This window comes from Chlamydia poikilotherma (genome assembly GCF_900239975.1).
Lineage (GTDB): Bacteria > Chlamydiota > Chlamydiia > Chlamydiales > Chlamydiaceae > Chlamydia > Chlamydia poikilotherma.
This window is the reverse complement of record NZ_LS992154.1, coordinates 773,055-791,237: the sequence shown is the minus strand read 5'-3', so window position 1 is coordinate 791,237 and position 18,183 is coordinate 773,055. Positions and strand designations below refer to the sequence as shown.

Below are 18,183 nucleotides of genomic sequence, written 5' to 3'. Positions count from 1 at the left end.
GAAGCAATGGTTGGAGTAAAACTAATTTAATGAGGATTCTGAAATGTCAAAAGAAACTTTTCAACGTAATAAACCCCATATCAATATAGGGACCATTGGACACGTTGACCACGGTAAAACTACGCTAACAGCTGCGATTACACGTGCGCTGTCAGCAGAGGGGTTGGCTAATTTTTGCGATTACAGTTCTATTGACAATACTCCTGAAGAAAAAGCTAGAGGAATTACTATCAACGCATCTCACGTTGAATACGAAACCCCTAGTCGTCACTATGCCCACGTAGACTGCCCGGGTCACGCCGACTACGTTAAAAACATGATTACGGGTGCTGCCCAGATGGACGGTGCAATTCTTGTTGTTTCAGCTACTGACGGTGCGATGCCTCAGACAAAAGAACATATTCTTTTGGCAAGACAGGTTGGCGTTCCTTACATCGTTGTTTTCCTTAATAAGATCGATATGATTTCTCAAGAAGATGCTGAGCTTGTAGATTTAGTTGAAATGGAATTAGCTGAGCTTCTAGAGGAAAAAGGCTATAAGGGTTGTCCAATCATTCGTGGTTCTGCTTTAAAGGCTTTAGAAGGCGATGCGAGCTACGTCGAAAAAATTCGTGAATTAATGCAGGCTGTAGACGATAACATCCCCACGCCAGAACGTGAAGTGGATAAACCTTTCTTGATGCCAATTGAAGACGTATTCTCTATTTCAGGTCGTGGTACTGTGGTAACAGGACGTATTGAGCGTGGAATTGTTAAAGTTGGTGATAAAGTACAGATCGTTGGTTTGAGGGATACTAGAGAGACTATTGTTACTGGTGTGGAAATGTTCAGAAAAGAACTTCCAGAGGGACAAGCAGGTGAAAACGTTGGTCTGCTTCTCAGAGGTATCGGTAAGAATGATGTTGAGCGTGGTATGGTTATTTGCCAGCCTAACAGTGTAAAATCTCATACACAATTTAAAGGTGCTGTTTATATCCTACAAAAAGAAGAAGGCGGACGTCATAAACCTTTCTTCACTGGATACAGACCACAATTCTTCTTCCGTACAACAGATGTGACAGGTGTTGTAACTCTTCCAGAGGGTACAGAAATGGTTATGCCAGGCGATAACGTTGAATTCGATGTTCAATTAATTAGCCCAGTAGCTCTAGAAGAAGGCATGAGATTTGCTATTCGTGAAGGTGGTCGTACAATCGGTGCTGGAACGATTTCAAAAATTATTGCCTAATTATAGGTAAATTTATAAGCATGATTGAGGTCTCAGGTCTTAATCATGCTTTTTTGGGTGTGTAGCTTAGCTGGTAGAGCAGTGGCCTCCAAAGCCGCCGGTCGGGGGTTCGACTCCCTTCGCACCCGTATAGACTTAATTTTTGATCTAGAAATTCGCTTATGAAACAACGCAATCATCAAGAGACACTCTCTAAAAAAATCTCTAAAGCTAAAAAGCAAGCAGGGGCTGGCTTTCTAGACGAAATTAAAAAAATTGAATGGGTCAGTAAGCGCGATCTAAAAAGATACGTTAAAATCGTGATAGCAAGTATTTTTGGCTTAGGCTTTTCTATATATTGTGTGGATCTAGTGTTTCGTAAGCTACTTACCTTGCTAAGTAGTATAACAGGCTTTTTGTTTGGTTAGTTGCATGTTTAAGTGGTATGTCGTTCAAGTTTTTACGGCTCAAGAAAAAAAAGTTAAAAAAGCTTTAGAAGATTTTAAAGAATCATGTGGAATGACGGATTTTATAGAAGAAATTGTCTTGCCTATAGAAAACGTTATGGAAGTAAAAAAAGGTGAACATAAAGTAGTCGAGAAGTTCATCTGGCCGGGGTACCTGTTAATTAAAATGCATCTCACGGATGAGTCTTGGTTATATGTAAAGAATAATCCTGGTGTTGTGGAATTTTTAGGTGGAGGAGTTCCTCTAGCTTTATCTGAAGATGAAGTAAGAAATATTTTAAAGGATATCGAAGAGAAGAAAGCTGGCGTTGTACAAAAACATAAATTTGATGTGGGCTCTAGGGTTAAAATTAATGATGGTGTTTTTGTAAACTTCATTGGTGTTGTTTCTGAAGTTTTCCATGATAAGGGGCGTCTCAGCGTTATGGTATCCATCTTTGGAAGAGAAACTCGTGTTGATGATTTAGAGTTTTGGCAAGTGGAAGAGGTTGCTCTGGAACAAGAAAGTGAATAAGAGTAAGAAAATCTGTGTATTCTTATTCTCTATCTTCTTATAATTTTAGTTTTTCGTTTCTTCCCCTTTATTCATAGAGGGACGTCAAGATAGAGTAAGGTTTAGTATGTCGAATAAAAAGGTAATTAAGTTAATTAAACTGCAAATTCCTGGTGGTAAAGCCAATCCAGCTCCTCCTATAGGACCTGCTTTAGGTGCCGCCGGTGTAAATATTATGGGATTTTGTAAAGAGTTTAATGCTGCAACGCAGGATCGTCCTGGAGACTTATTGCCTGTAGTAATTACTGTTTATTCAGATAAAACTTTTACATTCATAACCAAACAACCTCCCGTATCTTCTTTGATCAAAAAGGCATTGAATCTAGAGTCTGGATCTAAAATTCCTAACAGAAATAAAGTTGGAAAATTGACTCAGGCACAGGTGATAGCTATTGCCGAACAAAAAATGAAAGATATGGACGTCGTTCTTCTTGACTCAGCAAAACGGATGGTCGAAGGAACAGCCCGAAGTATGGGTATAGACGTCGAGTAAATTGTAACTAGGGCTGCATAATTATGACAAAACATGGAAAACGTATACGAGGCATCTTAAAAAGCTATGATTTTTCAAAGTCATATTCTTTGCAAGAAGCTATAGACATTTTAAAACAATGCCCCACAGTGCGCTTTGATCAAACTGTTGACGTATCTATCAAATTGGGCATAGATCCAAAGAAAAGTGATCAACAAATTCGTGGATCTGTTTCCCTGCCTAATGGCACAGGAAAAACTTTAAAAATTCTTGTATTTGCTGCTGGAGAAAAAGCTAAAGAGGCGTTGGATGCCGGAGCTGATTTCGTGGGTAGTGATGATCTTGTTGAAAGAATCAAGGGTGGTTGGGTTGACTTTGATGTCGCTGTAGCTACTCCAGATATGATGCGTGAAGTTGGAAAATTAGGTAAAGTTTTAGGGCCTAGAAATCTTATGCCTACACCTAAAGCTGGTACAGTAACTATGGATGTTGCTAAAGCCATTGCTGAATTGCGCAAGGGAAAAATTGAATTTAAAGCAGATCGCGCGGGAGTGTGCAACGCTGGTGTAGGTAAGCTATCATTTGATGGAAACCTTCTTAAAGAAAATATCGAAGCTTTATGTTCTGCTTTAATCAAAGCTAAGCCGCCGGCAGCTAAGGGGCAGTATCTAGTATCATTCACCGTTTCTTCAACTATGGGGCCGGGTATTTCTATAGATACTAGAGAGTTAATGGCGTCTTAATTCAAGAGGGAAAATGAAAGAAGAAAAGAAATTACTCCTTCAAGAGGTAGAAGAGAAAATCTCCGCATCCCAGGGTTTTATTTTATTAAGATATCTTGGATTTACTGCAGCATATTCTAGAGAGTTTCGCAATTCACTCTCCGGAGTTTCTGCAGAATTTGAAGTGTTGAAAAAGAGAATTTTTTTCAAAGCCATGGAAAGTGCTGGTTTTGACATAGATTCTTCGGATGCCGGAGGACATCTAGGCGTAGTATTTGCTTATGATGATGCTGTTTCTGCAGCAAAACAAGTATTAGATTTTAATAAACAACATAACGATTCACTAGTTTTTCTAGCCGGGCGAATTGATAGCGCTAACTTGTCGGGTAAGGAAGTAGAGGCTGTTGCCAAATTACCTTCAGTAAAAGAATTGAGACAACAAATTGTAGGACTGTTAGCTGCTCCTATGTCTCAGGTTGTTGGAATTATGGGTTCAGCTCTTTCTGGTGTTATCTCCTGTATCGACCAGAAAACACAAAAAAACTAAGAAGAATGTTAAAACTCTCAAATTAAGTAAGGGTGACAAAAGTGACGACACAAAGTTTGGAAACTTTAGTAGAGACATTAAGCAACTTAACAGTATTAGAACTAGCTGCTTTAAAAAAATTGTTAGAAGAAAAATGGGATGTCACTGCCGCTGCTCCTATGATGGCTATTGCTGCTGGCGCTGCTGTTGGAGGTGGTGATGCCGCTCCTGCTGAGCCAACAGAATTCGCTGTGACCTTAGAAGATGTTCCTGCAGATAAAAAAATCGGTGTTTTAAAAGTTGTCCGAGAAATTACTGGATTAGCTTTAAAAGAAGCTAAAGAAATGACAGAAGGCTTACCTAAAACTGTTAAGGAAAAAACTTCTAAGTCTGATGCTGAGGATACTGTTAAAAAATTACAAGATGCTGGAGCAAAAGCTTCTTTTAAAGGCTTGTAATCTATAGAAAAGAAAAATCTATAAGATTTTTCTTTTCTTTTTTTATCATGTATACAATCGTAATACTCCCTTAACAAGCATACGTAGGCTTGTTTAAGGGAAGTCTTTTGGCATCACAATAGTCTTAGGAGAGCTCGCATGTTCAAATGCCCGGAGCGGGTTAGCGTCAAAAAAAAGGAAGATATCTTAGATCTTCCAAATCTTATTGAAATTCAAATTAAGTCATACAAGCAATTTCTTCAGATTGGGAAGCTTGCGGAAGAGCGCGATAATGTCGGCCTTGAAGAAGTTTTCAGAGAGATTTTTCCAATTAAATCTTATAACGAAGCTACTATCTTAGAGTATCTGTCTTATAATTTAGGTGTGCCAAAATACTCCCCTGATGAGTGTATTCGTAGAGGAATCACCTATAGCGTAACTCTAAAAGTTCGTTTCCGTTTGACTGATGAAACAGGAATCAAAGAAGAAGAAGTCTATATGGGAACTATACCCATTATGACAGATAAAGGTACCTTTATTATTAACGGTGCTGAAAGAGTCGTTGTTTCTCAGGTACACAGATCTCCAGGAATTAACTTTGAACAAGAAAAACATTCTAAAGGAAATATTTTATTTTCTTTTAGAATTATTCCTTATCGAGGTAGTTGGTTAGAAGCTATTTTTGATATCAACGATTTAATTTATATTCATATTGATAGAAAAAAACGTCGTCGCAAAATTTTAGCTATGACGTTTATTCGTGCTTTAGGGTATTCGTCCGATGCTGATATTATTGAAGAATTTTTCCAAATAGAAGAACGCTCTTTAAAGAGTGAAAAAGATTTTACTCTTTTAGTTGGTAAGATTTTAGCTGACAATGTTCTTGACGAAGTTTCTTCACTGGTTTACGGAAAAGCTGGTGAAAAACTTAGCACAGCAATGTTAAAACGCATGCTGGACGCCGATATTTCAACTTTAAAGATAGCTCTAGAGGCAGATGAGAATCACCCTATCATCAAAATGTTGGCAAAAGATCCAACAGACTCTTATGAAGCTGCTTTAAAAGATTTCTATCGAAGATTGCGTCCAGGCGAGCCTGCAACATTAGCGAATGCCAGATCTACAATTATGCGTCTATTCTTCGATTCTAAGCGCTATAACTTAGGAAGAGTGGGTCGTTATAAGTTGAATAGAAAACTTGGATTCCCAATGGATGATGAGTCTCTATCACAAGTTACGCTAAGAAAAGAAGATGTTATTGGTGCTTTGAAGTATCTTATCCGTTTAAAAATGGGTGATGAAAAAGCTTCCATTGATGATATTGACCATTTAGCAAATCGTCGTGTGCGTTCTGTAGGGGAATTAATTCAAAACCAATGTCGCTCAGGCTTGGCTAGAATGGAAAAAATTGTTCGTGAGAGAATGAATTTATTTGATTTTTCTTCCGATACATTAATTCCTGGAAAGATTATCTCAGCTAAGGGTCTTGCAAGTGTTTTGAAAGACTTTTTCGGTCGTTCTCAACTTTCTCAATTTATGGATCAAACTAATCCCGTAGCGGAATTAACGCACAAGCGTCGTTTATCAGCTTTGGGTCCTGGAGGTTTAAATAGGGAAAGAGCTGGATTTGAAGTTCGTGACGTGCATGCGAGTCACTACGGACGTATTTGTCCAATTGAGACTCCAGAAGGACCGAATATTGGTTTAATTACTTCGCTTTCTTCTTTCGCAAAAATTAATGAATTTGGATTTATTGAGACTCCATACCGTATTGTTAGAGATGGTATTGTTACAGATGAAATCGAATACATGACTGCTGATGTTGAAGAAGAATGTGTGATTGCTCAGGCTTCGGCAACTTTAGATGAATATAATATGTTTGTGGATCCTGTATGTTGGGCAAGGTGTCGAGGAGAGGCTTTTGAAGCTGATACAAGTACCGTTACACATATGGACGTTTCTCCGAAACAATTGGTGTCAATTGTTACAGGTCTGATCCCATTTTTAGAACATGATGACGCTAACCGTGCTCTCATGGGATCAAACATGCAACGTCAAGCTGTACCTTTGTTAAAAACTGAAGCTCCTATTGTTGGAACGGGATTAGAATCTCGTGCCGCTAAGGATTCTGGAGCTATTGTTGTTGCTGAAGAAGACGGAGTTGTTGACTATGTTGACGGTTATAAGATAGTTATTGCCGCTAGACATAATCCGACATTAAAACGTACTTATGATCTTAAAAAGTTCTTAAGATCAAATTCAGGTACGTGCATCAACCAACGACCTTTATGTAGGGTTGGAGATGTAGTGGTTAAAGGTGATGTTATTGCTGACGGCCCTGCTACAGATCAAGGAGAACTTGCTTTAGGAAAGAACATCTTGGTTGCCTTTATGCCGTGGTATGGATACAACTTTGAGGATGCGATTATTATTTCTGAAAAGCTCATTAAGCAAGATGCCTATACCTCGATTTATATTGAAGAATTCGAACTGACAGCTAGAGATACAAAATTAGGAAAAGAAGAGATTACTCGTGATATTCCTAATGTTTCTGAGGAAGTTTTGGCAAATTTAGGTGAAGACGGAATTATTCGGATTGGTGCTGAAGTAAAACCAGGCGATATTCTTGTCGGTAAAATCACTCCGAAATCAGAAACAGAACTCGCTCCTGAAGAACGTCTGCTACGAGCTATTTTTGGCGAGAAAGCTGCTGATGTCAAAGATGCTTCTTTGACTGTGCCTCCAGGTACAGAAGGGGTCGTCATGGATGTTAAGGTCTTTAGTAGAAAAGACAGGCTTTCTAAGAGTGATGATGAACTTGTAGAAGAAGCCGTTCATTTAAAAGATTTACAGAAAGGTTATAAGAATCAAGTTTCAGTATTGAAGACTGAATATCGTGAGAAACTCGGAGCGTTATTGCTTAATGAGAAAGCTCCAGCTTCGATTATTCACCGTCGTACAGCAGATATCTTGGTTCAAGAAGGTACAGTATTTGATCAAGAGACTATAGAACTTCTTGAACAAGAGTCTTTAGTCGACCTTCTTATGCCTCCTTGTGAAATGTACGATGTCTTAAAAGGTCTGCTTTCCGATTATGAGACTTCTCTACAACGTCTGGAAGTCAATTATAAAACAGAAGTTGAGCATATCCGTGAGGGAGATGCTGATCTTGATCACGGCGTGATTCGTCAGGTTAAAGTATATGTAGCTTCAAAAAGAAAACTTCAGGTTGGAGATAAAATGGCTGGACGTCATGGAAACAAAGGCGTTGTTTCTAAGATCGTTCCTGAAGCTGATATGCCATATTTAGCTAATGGTGAAACTGTACAGATGATCTTAAATCCTCTTGGGGTGCCTTCGAGAATGAACTTAGGCCAAGTATTAGAAACACATCTTGGTTATGCTGCAAAAACTGCTGGCATTCATGTAAAAACTCCAGTGTTTGAAGGATTCCCAGAATCTCGTATTTGGGACATGATGATCGAGCAAGGATTACCTGCAGACGGCAAGTCTTACCTATATGATGGAAAGACGGGAGAGAGATTCGATAATACTGTAGTTATTGGCTGCATTTATATGTTGAAACTCAGCCACTTGATTGCAGATAAAATTCATGCCAGATCTATTGGGCCCTATTCTCTAGTAACTCAGCAGCCTCTTGGAGGTAAAGCTCAGATGGGAGGGCAAAGATTTGGGGAGATGGAAGTGTGGGCTTTAGAAGCTTATGGGGTAGCTCATATGCTCCAAGAGATTCTCACAGTAAAATCTGATGACGTTTCTGGACGAACAAGGATTTACGAATCTATTGTTAAAGGAGAAAATCTTCTTAAATCAGGTACACCTGAGTCGTTTAACGTTTTAATTAAAGAAATGCAAGGTTTAGGACTTGATGTCCGTCCTATGGTAGTAGATGCTTAACAAATCACTTATTGGAGAAAAACAATAATGTTCGGAGAAGGTTCTCGAGACAATGTCGCTCTATCTAAAGAGGGGCTATTTGATAAATTAGAAATTGGGATTGCCTCAGATATTACTATTCGCGATAAGTGGTCTTGTGGGGAAATTAAGAAGCCTGAAACAATCAATTACCGTACGTTTAAACCTGAAAAGGGTGGACTATTTTGCGAAAAGATTTTCGGTCCTACAAAGGATTGGGAATGTTGTTGTGGTAAATATAAGAAGATAAAACACAAAGGGATTGTTTGTGATCGCTGCGGAGTAGAGGTGACTCTTTCTAAAGTGCGTCGTGAACGTATGGCTCATATAGAGCTAGCAGTACCTATTGTGCATATATGGTTTTTCAAGACTACACCTTCAAGAATAGGTAATGTCTTAGGAATGACTGCATCTGATCTTGAAAGGATTATCTATTATGAAGAATACGTAGTTATCGATCCAGGTAAGACAGATCTAAATAAGAAACAGCTTTTAAATGACGCTCAATATCGAGAAGTCATTGAGAAGTGGGGTAAAGATGCTTTTGTAGCTAAAATGGGTGGAGAAGCTATCTATGATTTATTAAAATCAGAGGATCTTCAAAGTTTATTAAAAGAGCTTAAGGATCGTTTGCGAAAAACAAAATCTCAGCAAGCTAGAATGAAACTTGCTAAACGATTAAAGATTATTGAAGGTTTTGTTTCCTCTTCTAATCATCCTGAATGGATGGTTTTAAAAAGCGTTCCTGTTGTTCCACCTGATCTTCGTCCATTAGTTCCCTTAGATGGTGGAAGGTTTGCTACTTCTGATTTAAACGATTTATATCGTCGTGTAATCAATCGTAACAATCGTTTGAAGGCTATTTTAAGATTAAAAACTCCGGAAGTGATTGTTCGTAATGAAAAACGTATGCTACAGGAAGCAGTGGATGCGTTATTTGATAATGGTCGTCACGGACATCCTGTAATGGGAGCAGGAAATCGTCCTTTAAAATCTCTTTCTGAAATGTTGAAAGGGAAAAATGGACGCTTCCGACAAAACCTCTTGGGTAAGAGAGTCGACTATTCTGGACGTTCTGTTATTATCGTTGGTCCTGAATTGAAATTTAATCAATGCGGTCTGCCTAAAGAAATGGCTCTTGAATTGTTCGAGCCGTTTATCATTAAAAGACTCAAAGATCAAGGTAGTGTCTATACTATCCGTTCTGCTAAGAAAATGATTCAACGCGGAGCTCCTGAAGTTTGGGATGTTTTAGAAGAAATTATTAAAGGTCATCCCGTATTGCTTAACCGAGCACCCACTCTTCACCGTTTAGGGATACAAGCTTTTGAACCCGTATTGATTGAAGGTAAAGCGATTCGTGTCCACCCATTAGTATGCGCAGCTTTCAACGCTGACTTTGACGGAGACCAAATGGCTGTTCACGTGCCATTATCTATCGAAGCACAGCTAGAAGCTAAGGTTTTGATGATGGCTCCTGATAATATCTTTTTACCATCTTCAGGAAAACCTGTTGCAACACCTTCTAAAGACATGACATTAGGTATTTATTATCTAATGGCTGATCCTACGTATTTCCCAGAAGATCACGGAGGGAAAATTAAGATCTTCAGAGATCTTACTGAAGTATTGCGAGCATTGTATACAGGTGGATTTCTCGATGAACGTATAGGTAATCGTTGTGATGAAACCGGACGCGGTATCCATATTCATGAAAAAATTAAAGTGCGTATCGATGGTCAGATTATTGAAACCACCCCAGGAAGAGTTCTGTTTAATAGAATTGTTCCCAAGGAATTAGGATTTCAAAATTATAGTATGCCAAGTAAGCGTATCAGTGAATTAATTTTACAATGTTATAAGAAAGTCGGTCTTGAAGCTACTGTGCGTTTTTTAGATGATCTTAAAGATTTAGGATTTATCCAAGCAACGAAAGCTGCGATTTCTATGGGATTAAAGGATGTTAGAATTCCTGAAATTAAGAGTGATATTCTTAAAGAAGCTTACGATAAAGTTGCAGTTGTTAAGAAGCAATATGATGATGGTATTATCACGGATGGGGAACGTCATTCCAAAACTATTAGTATTTGGACAGAAGTTTCCGAGTTATTGTCAGACGCTCTTTATGTTGAGATCAGCAAACAAGCGAAGAGTAAGCACAATCCTTTATTCTTGATGATTGACTCTGGAGCTCGAGGTAATAAGTCTCAGTTAAAACAGTTAGGAGCCTTACGTGGTTTGATGGCGAAGCCAAACGGAGCAATTATTGAATCACCTATTACTTCGAATTTCCGCGAAGGATTAACAGTTCTTGAATACTCCATTTCCTCTCACGGTGCTAGAAAAGGTTTAGCCGATACCGCCTTAAAAACAGCGGACTCCGGATACTTAACTCGAAGACTTGTTGACGTAGCTCAAGATGTGATTATTACAGAGAAAGACTGTGGAACCTTGAATCATATTGAAATTTCTGCGATTCGCCAAGGCTCTGAAGAGCTTTTACCCTTGAAAGATCGTATCTATGGTCGTACAGTGTCGGAAGATATTTATCAGCCAGGAGATAAGAGCAAGCTTCTTGCTAAGAACGGAGATGTTGTTACATCTGCTCAAGCAGAGCTTATCGACGATGCTGGTATTGAAAGCATTAAAATTCGTTCCACACTTACTTGTGAAAGCCGTCGTGGTGTTTGCGCTAAATGCTATGGATTAAATCTCGCTAATGGTCGTCTTATTGGTTTAGGGGAAGCTGTAGGTATTATTGCTGCCCAATCCATTGGGGAACCGGGAACACAGTTGACAATGAGAACGTTCCACCTTGGAGGTATTGCTGCGACATCCTCAACTCCAGAAATTGTTACAGATAATGACGGTATTTTGGTGTATATGGATCTACGAGTGGTTGTAGGTCAAGATGGAAACCATCTTGTATTGAACAAGAAGGGAGCTATTCATATTGTTCGTGACGAAGGACGTAATCTAGAAGAATATAAGAAACTTTTAAGTACCAAATCTATAGAAAGTTTAGAGACTTATCCAGTAGAGGTTGGTGTGAAGATTTTAGTTGGCGATGGTGAGAAGATATCTTCGGGTCAAAGAATAGCGGAAGTTGAACTACATAATATCCCAATTATCTGCGATAAACCTGGTTTTATAAAATATGAAGACTTAGTAGAAGGTATTTCTACAGAGAAAGTCGTCAATAAAAATACAGGATTAGTTGAACTTATTGTTAAACAACATCGTGGGGAATTACATCCTCAAATTGCTATTTACTCTGATGCTGGCTTAACAGAATTGGTTGGAACATACGCGATTCCTTCCGGAGCTATTATTTCTGTGGAAGAAAACCAACAAGTCGATCCGGGTATGTTGTTAGCTAGATTACCTCGTGGAGCAATTAAGACTAAGGATATTACTGGTGGTTTACCTAGGGTTGCTGAACTGGTTGAAGCTAGAAAGCCCGAAGATGCCGCAGATATTGCTAAGATTGATGGTGTTGTAGATTTTAAAGGAATTCAGAAGAATAAACGTATTCTTGTTGTTCGTGATGAAATCACAGGAATGGAAGAAGAACATCTTATTCCATTGACCAAACACTTGATTGTTCAACGTGGAGATAATGTGATGAAAGGGCAACAGCTTACAGATGGTTTGGTTGTTCCTCATGAAATCTTAGAAATCTGTGGTGTTCGTGAATTACAGAAGTATTTGGTAAACGAAGTTCAAGAAGTTTATCGTCTACAAGGTGTGGACATTAATGATAAACATATTGAAATTATTGTTCGTCAGATGTTACAAAAAGTTCGGATTACTGATCCAGGCGATACAACTTTACTCTTTGGTGAAGAAGTTAATAAGAAAGAGTTTTACGAAGAAAATAGACGTACAGAAGAAGATGGTGGTAAACCAGCTCAAGCTGTTCCTGTATTGTTAGGAATTACCAAAGCTTCGTTGGGTACAGAATCCTTTATTTCTGCGGCATCCTTCCAAGATACGACTCGGGTATTAACTGATGCTGCTTGCAGTAGTAAAACTGACTATCTCTTAGGGTTCAAAGAAAATGTCATTATGGGGCATATGATTCCTGGCGGTACTGGGTTCGATACGCATAAGCGGATTAAACAATACTTAGAAAAAGAACAAGAGGATCTTGTTTTTGACTTTGTAAGCGAATCTGAATGCGCTTGTTAGCTAGGCTTTAGGCTTTAATGATCGGAGTAGGAGGTTAAGTTTTGATTCATAACCTCCTTGATAGTAATGTTTTTTTTTGGTAGCCTCACCGAAAGACGAATAGTGATAATAGGGTGCTTATGTCTAGCCAATTCGAGCAACTAAAACTCTTGAGTGTTCTTGTTTGTGATACTGGTGATCCAGAGTTAGTTAAGTTTTCAGGATCTCAAGATGCAACGACGAATCCATCTCTTATTCTTAAAGTTGCGCAAGAGCCGAAGTATCAAGAATTGCTAACCGAAGCGATTGCTTGGGGAATTCGACAAAACGGCGATGACATTCAAACTTTAACTTTTGTTTTAGACAAAATACAGGTGAATTTTGGTTTGGAAATTCTTAACTGTATTCCGGGTAGGGTTTCTTTGGAAATTGATGCGCGCCTTTCGTTTAATACAGAAGCAATGATTCAAAGAGCTATTTTCCTAAGTGAATTATTTGCTGCTGCTGGTGGTGATAAGAAACGTCTTTTAGTTAAAATTCCTGGTACTTGGGAAGGAATTCAAGCTGTAGAAGTTCTAGAAAAACAAGGTATTGCTTGTAATGTCACTCTTGTTTTTAATTTGATTCAGGCTATTGCTGCTGCTCAAGCAAAAGCAACATTGATTTCACCGTTTGTTGGTCGTATTTATGATTGGTGGATAGCTGCTTATGGAGACGAGGGTTACTCTATAGAAGCCGATCCAGGTGTAGCTTCTGTGTCCAATATCTATACATATTATAAGAAGTTTGATATTCCTACACAAATCATGGCGGCCTCTTTCCGTTCTAAAGAACAGGTATTAGCTCTAGCAGGATGTGATTTGCTAACAGTTTCTCCGAAGTTGTTAGATGAATTGAAAAAGGATCAATCAGCGGTTACAAAAAAATTAGATGTTACAGCTGCTAAGAAATTAGATGTTCAATCTGTTGAATTGACAGAAAGTGTATTTCGTTTCTTAATGAATGAAGATGCTATGGCTACCGAGAAACTTGCTGAGGGTATTCGTATATTTTCTGGTGATACTCAAATTCTTGAAGCAGCGGTTACAGAATTCATTAAGCAAATAGCTGCCCAAGATGCGTAAGAAAAACTGTCTTTGAGTTGATATAAGTACTTTAAAGGCAAATTAAAGAAGATAAGATGAACTATAACTCGTTACTTGTTTTTTCCTGTCCGTGCTGCTGCGAAGGAGAAGTTTCTTTTTCTGTATTTAGCTTGGAGGAAGTCCTAGCTTGTAGTTGTTGTTCTTCTACATATACCTTCGACCCATCAATGCGAAACTCTATTCGTCAATTCGCTGCATTATGTTTGAGGATTCATGAAGCCTCATCTATCTTAGGAAATGCTGCTGTTTCTGTCTCTATTCAAGATAGTGCTGTAGAGATCCCTTTCCAACTGCTCTTTTCAAGATTCCCCGTGGTTTTCAATTTAACTATTGATGAAGGGAAGAAGATAGCAATTCGCTTTATTTTCGATGCTCTTAAAAGAGAAGTCTTACATAAAGAGAATGCGTACTTAGTTTAAAAATTCTGAATATTATTCTATTTCTGCTTGAAGAGCTTTCAAAGCTTCTTCGAGGATTGCGTCTCCAGAAGTTGCTTCTTTTGCCGAAATCTTAAATGAAGAAACTGTTTTTAAGAAAATCAAAGACACATTGGGATAATCATCCAAGGTGGCTGTGCTTGTAAAAATATAGGCTTTATGGTTGATAACCGCAACTCCTTGCAGGCAAAAAACCTTGCCCCAAGAAGAATTTTTTTCTGTTTTAATAATAGTGAATTCCCCGTTAGCAGATTGAATGTGAGTGAATACAGAAGATTCTAACGTCATTTCATTAGCTTTATGATATGCAAGGATCTCTCCAATATATTCAGTTTGATTTTTAGATGTAATTTCTTGAGAAATATTGATCGTAGGAGTTAACGAGCCTATTCCTTGTCCAATAAACACTACATCCAGTTTTTCAGGGAGTTGTGTTTTATCATTTATACATTGCCAGTTATTTGGAATGCGAATTGAATACGCATCACTAGAATAAGAAATCCATGAAACTAAGTGTTTTGCTTCTTCTGTCTTTGTTGTTCTTCTATTTTTATTCGCTTTTTTTGCAACATAGCGTGAAGCAGTTCCATTAGGAACAATAGTTTGTGATCTTTTCAATGCTCTTCGTTGGGAAACGCTTGAGGGAGATCTGTAAGACTGTTTTGCGTTGTTTTGTGGTATTCTTTGTATTTGAGGATTTGCACTTGCTATGAGAGAAAAACTAGCAAACAGAAAAGAAATAAGAGCATGAAGTTTCATGGGAATCTTTTATTTAATTTTATTTAAATGATCTAATGCTATAACCTGTTGGATTATAATCGAATTTTTTTTTAAGATAAACGCTGTTTTCTCATGGTAGCAATGATATGGCAGATCTCGGTGCAGAAGACAAATTAAAGCAAATCTGCGATGCTCTACGAATAGAAACTTTAAAGCCTGCTGAAGATGAAGCGGACGCTATTGTGCGTAATGCAAAGGAACAGGCGAAAAGGATAATTGACGAAGCTCAGGAACGAGCTGCTCAGGTTATTGCTTCAGCTCAACAAGAAGTTGACAGTAAGCTAAAACAAGGAGAGTCTGCTTTAGCTCAAGCAGGAAAGCGTTCCTTAGAAAGTTTAAAACAAGCTATAGAAAACAAAGTCTTTAAAGAATCCTTAGCGGAATGGCTAGACAATGCTTTAGCTGATCCAGAGGCGTCTGCTAAACTTGTTGCAGCGTTGATACAGGCTATAGAAGACCAAGGCATTTCCGGGGATCTTACAGCTTATATCGGTAAACACGTGGCGACAAGAGCTGTTAATGAACTCCTAGGAAAATCCGTATTAGCAAAACTCAAAGGTAAGGGAGTAGCTATCGGTAAATTTATCGGCGGTGTTCAATTAAAAGTTGAAGACAAGAACTGGGTTTTAGATCTTAGTTCGGATACCTTGCTTGATCTTTTAATGCGTTATTTGCAAAAAGATTTTCGTGAAATGATATTTCAGGGCTCTTAGTTTTTTTTCTCAAATGCGGAGTCCTAACCAATTTTAGAGTTATTACCATGACTCAATACTACTTTTTATCGTCGTTTTTTCTTCCTCAGTTTCCTGAGTCTCGGCCCGTCTATTCTTTTGATATTCTTGATGATCTACTTCATTTAAATTTATCTGATCAAGATCTAGGGTATTACGTTATTTTAAAACGCTTTTTTGATTTTGAAAATTTTGCCTTTTTTTGGTCCGGGAAACCTTTGCCGCATTCTTATGGTATCGTAACACAAGAGAATGTTGAGAGTATGGTGAATCTTCAACAATGGTCGGATGATTGTGAATTTGAGGATTTTTTTAAGGACTTTCTCTTGCAATACAAGACTCCTAAAGAGCGTGTGGACAATTTTTCTTCATTAGTTAGGGAATTTCTATCACATTACCAACATAGCTCTTCTGAGTTTCTTCGTACGTATTTTACGTTCAAGCAAAATTTACGCATTATTCTAGCAGGATTTCGCTCTCGAATTATGAAACTTGATGTCTCTTATGTATTGAGAGATGAAGATAGCTCCGATCCTGTAGTACTTCAAGTTTTGATGCAAAAAGATGCTCCTAATTACGAGCTTCCAGGAGAATTTTCAGATTTGAATGATGTATTACAAGATTATGGACGTTTACCTCATACATTGAACCGTACCTTGTCTCTTTACGAGTTTCATAAAATTGAGGAGATGTATCGTGATAAATATTTTGATGCAAATGCAGTTTTAGCAAGGGTTGCAGCATATTTATTTGCCATTCGCAATAGTATGGTAAATTTAGAGAAAGGCAAAAACATTATTAATTCTATGGAAAAGGCAATCACATGGTAGCAACTTCAGGACAAACAACTCAGGGATATGTTGTAGAGGCCTACGGCAATTTATTGCGTGTGCGTTTTGATGGACACGTGCGTCAAGGAGAAGTTGCTTATGTTAGCGTTAATGACACATGGTTAAAAGCTGAAGTTATTGAGGTTATTGGTCAAGAGGTTAAAATTCAGGTTTTTGAAGATACTCAAGACGTTTGCCGAGGAGCTTTAGTGACTTTCTCAGGGCACTTATTAGAAGCAGAATTAGGTCCAGGATTGTTACAAGGAATTTTTGACGGATTGCAAAACCGTCTACAGGTGTTGGCAGAGAATAGCTTCTTTTTGAAACGAGGAGAGTATGTTAATGCTCTTTGTAAGCATACATTGTGGGAATATACGCCAAAAGCTGTTGTAGGGGATATTCTTTTTCGTGGGGATGCTCTAGGTTTTGTGAAAGAAGGGTACTTTAACCATAAAATTATGGTGCCGTTTTCTTGTTTTAAAGATGTAACCATTACTTGGGTAATTTCCGAAGGTAGCTATAGCGTTGATACGGTAATTGCTAAAGCTCGAGATGCAGATGGGAAAGAATACAGCTTTACTATGGTTCAGAAGTGGCCAATTAAGCAGGCATTTATCCAAGGAGATAAGGTGCCCTGTCATGAGATTATGGACGTAGGTGTACGTATTTTGGATACGCAAATTCCTGTATTGAAGGGTGGGACATTTTGTACTCCCGGTCCGTTTGGTGCGGGAAAAACAGTTTTGCAACACCATTTATCTAAGTATGCTGCTGTAGATATTGTTATTCTTTGTGCATGTGGAGAACGTGCTGGTGAAGTGGTGGAGGTATTACAAGAATTCCCTCACCTTACAGATCCTCATACCGGAAAGTCTTTAATGCATAGAACGTGTATTATTTGTAATACTTCTTCCATGCCTGTAGCAGCTAGGGAATCTTCAATCTATCTGGGGATTACTATTGCAGAATATTATAGACAGATGGGTCTACATGTGCTTTTACTTGCTGATTCGACGTCGCGATGGGCTCAAGCATTGAGAGAAATCTCAGGAAGATTAGAAGAAATTCCAGGAGAAGAGGCTTTCCCAGCTTATCTAGCATCAAGAATAGCCGCTTTTTATGAGCGTGGTGGTGCTGTGCGTATGAAAGATGGGTCAGAAGGTTCTTTGACAATATGTAGTGCTGTATCTCCTGCAGGAGGAAATTTTGAAGAGCCTGTAACACAAGCCACTTTATCTGTAGTAGGAGCTTTTTGTGGTCTTTCTAAGACTCGTGCTGATGCTCGACGTTATCCTTCTATTGATCCGATGATTTCGTGGTCAAAATATTTAGATCAAGTTGGGGATATATTAGAGAATAAGATTCAAGGTTGGGGAGAGGCAGTCAAAAAAGCAAATTACTTCCTTCGCGAAGGATCCGAAATTGGTAAACGTATGGAAGTCGTTGGAGAAGAAGGTATCCCCATGGATGATATGGAGATCTACCTAAAAGCTGAGTTATATGATTTTTGTTATCTCCAACAGAATGCTTTTGATGCTGTAGATTGTTATTGTCCTTTTGATCGGCAAATTGAGTTATTTTCATTAATGAGTCGTATTTTTGAAGCGAAATTTAGCTTTGATTGTCCCGATAATGCGAGGAGTTTTTTCCTTGAACTGCAAAGTAAAATCAAAACCTTAAATGGACAGAAGTTTCTTTCTGAAGAATACAAAGAAGGGATGGAAGTAGTTCTTAGGTTATTAGAGACGAAGATGGTACAAACAGCGTAAG

At 38.3% G+C, this 18,183-nt stretch carries 15 protein-coding genes and 1 tRNA gene; 15 read left to right on the top strand and 1 reads right to left on the bottom strand.

Annotated features, from left to right (window positions below; all coding sequences use genetic code 11):
• Nucleotides 1-43 precede the first annotated feature (43 nt).
• The 12 genes from tuf (at nt 44) to C10C_RS03470 (ending at nt 14,054) form a co-directional block, all read left to right on the top strand.
• Entirely contained in the window at nt 44-1,228 is a 1,185-nt protein-coding gene (gene tuf / locus C10C_RS03525; protein WP_117274461.1) for an elongation factor Tu, read from the top strand.
• 55 nt (nt 1,229-1,283) lie between these two features.
• Nucleotides 1,284-1,356, top strand: a tRNA-Trp gene (locus tag C10C_RS03520).
• A 33-nt stretch (nt 1,357-1,389) separates the two neighbouring features.
• Nucleotides 1,390-1,635 (top strand): preprotein translocase subunit SecE, encoded by a 246-nt coding sequence (gene secE / locus C10C_RS03515; protein WP_117274460.1) that lies wholly within the window; start codon nt 1,390-1,392, stop codon nt 1,633-1,635.
• Between the two features lie 4 nt (nt 1,636-1,639).
• On the top strand, nt 1,640-2,188 hold the full coding sequence (gene nusG, locus C10C_RS03510) for a transcription termination/antitermination protein NusG (protein WP_117274459.1): 549 nt from the start codon (nt 1,640-1,642) through the stop codon (nt 2,186-2,188).
• A 106-nt stretch (nt 2,189-2,294) separates the two neighbouring features.
• Entirely contained in the window at nt 2,295-2,720 is a 426-nt protein-coding gene (gene rplK / locus C10C_RS03505; protein WP_117274458.1) for a 50S ribosomal protein L11, read from the top strand.
• 23 nt (nt 2,721-2,743) lie between these two features.
• Complete coding sequence (gene rplA / locus C10C_RS03500; protein WP_117274457.1) at nt 2,744-3,442, top strand: 50S ribosomal protein L1; 699 nt, start codon at nt 2,744-2,746, stop codon at nt 3,440-3,442.
• A 13-nt stretch (nt 3,443-3,455) separates the two neighbouring features.
• Nucleotides 3,456-3,968 carry a 50S ribosomal protein L10 gene (gene rplJ, locus C10C_RS03495; RefSeq protein ID WP_117274456.1) on the top strand — a complete coding sequence of 171 codons (513 nt, stop codon included), beginning with the start codon at nt 3,456-3,458 and terminating at the stop codon, nt 3,966-3,968.
• A 41-nt stretch (nt 3,969-4,009) separates the two neighbouring features.
• A complete protein-coding gene (gene rplL, locus C10C_RS03490; RefSeq protein WP_117274775.1) occupies nt 4,010-4,405 on the top strand; it encodes a 50S ribosomal protein L7/L12 in 396 nt (131 codons plus the stop codon).
• Between the two features lie 138 nt (nt 4,406-4,543).
• Complete coding sequence (gene rpoB / locus C10C_RS03485) at nt 4,544-8,302, top strand: DNA-directed RNA polymerase subunit beta (RefSeq protein WP_117274455.1); 3,759 nt, start codon at nt 4,544-4,546, stop codon at nt 8,300-8,302.
• Between the two features lie 27 nt (nt 8,303-8,329).
• Nucleotides 8,330-12,511, top strand: a complete 4,182-nt coding sequence (gene rpoC, locus C10C_RS03480) for a DNA-directed RNA polymerase subunit beta' (protein ID WP_117274454.1) — start codon at nt 8,330-8,332, stop codon at nt 12,509-12,511.
• 119 nt (nt 12,512-12,630) lie between these two features.
• A complete protein-coding gene (gene tal / locus C10C_RS03475) occupies nt 12,631-13,614 on the top strand; it encodes a transaldolase (protein ID WP_117274453.1) in 984 nt (327 codons plus the stop codon).
• Between the two features lie 56 nt (nt 13,615-13,670).
• The gene (locus C10C_RS03470; RefSeq protein ID WP_117274452.1) at nt 13,671-14,054 is read left to right on the top strand and encodes a ferredoxin; all 384 of its coding nucleotides are present in this window, start codon (nt 13,671-13,673) and stop codon (nt 14,052-14,054) included.
• 12 nt (nt 14,055-14,066) lie between these two features.
• Here C10C_RS03470 and C10C_RS03465 read toward each other — a convergent pair whose 3' ends face one another.
• Nucleotides 14,067-14,831 (bottom strand): hypothetical protein, encoded by a 765-nt coding sequence (locus C10C_RS03465; RefSeq protein WP_117274451.1) that lies wholly within the window; start codon nt 14,829-14,831, stop codon nt 14,067-14,069.
• A 107-nt stretch (nt 14,832-14,938) separates the two neighbouring features.
• Here C10C_RS03465 and C10C_RS03460 point away from each other — a divergent pair, with 107 nt between their 5' ends.
• The 3 genes from C10C_RS03460 to C10C_RS03450 are packed head-to-tail and all read left to right on the top strand — an operon-like array spanning nt 14,939 to nt 18,182.
• Entirely contained in the window at nt 14,939-15,565 is a 627-nt protein-coding gene (locus tag C10C_RS03460) for a V-type ATP synthase subunit E (protein WP_117274450.1), read from the top strand.
• Between the two features lie 47 nt (nt 15,566-15,612).
• Nucleotides 15,613-16,413, top strand: a complete 801-nt coding sequence (locus tag C10C_RS03455) for a DUF2764 family protein (RefSeq protein WP_117274449.1) — start codon at nt 15,613-15,615, stop codon at nt 16,411-16,413.
• On the top strand, nt 16,407-18,182 hold the full coding sequence (locus C10C_RS03450; protein ID WP_117274448.1) for a V-type ATP synthase subunit A: 1,776 nt from the start codon (nt 16,407-16,409) through the stop codon (nt 18,180-18,182). Before C10C_RS03455 ends, C10C_RS03450 begins: the two co-directional genes overlap by 7 nt.
• The last annotated feature ends 1 nt before the right edge of the window (nt 18,183 follow it).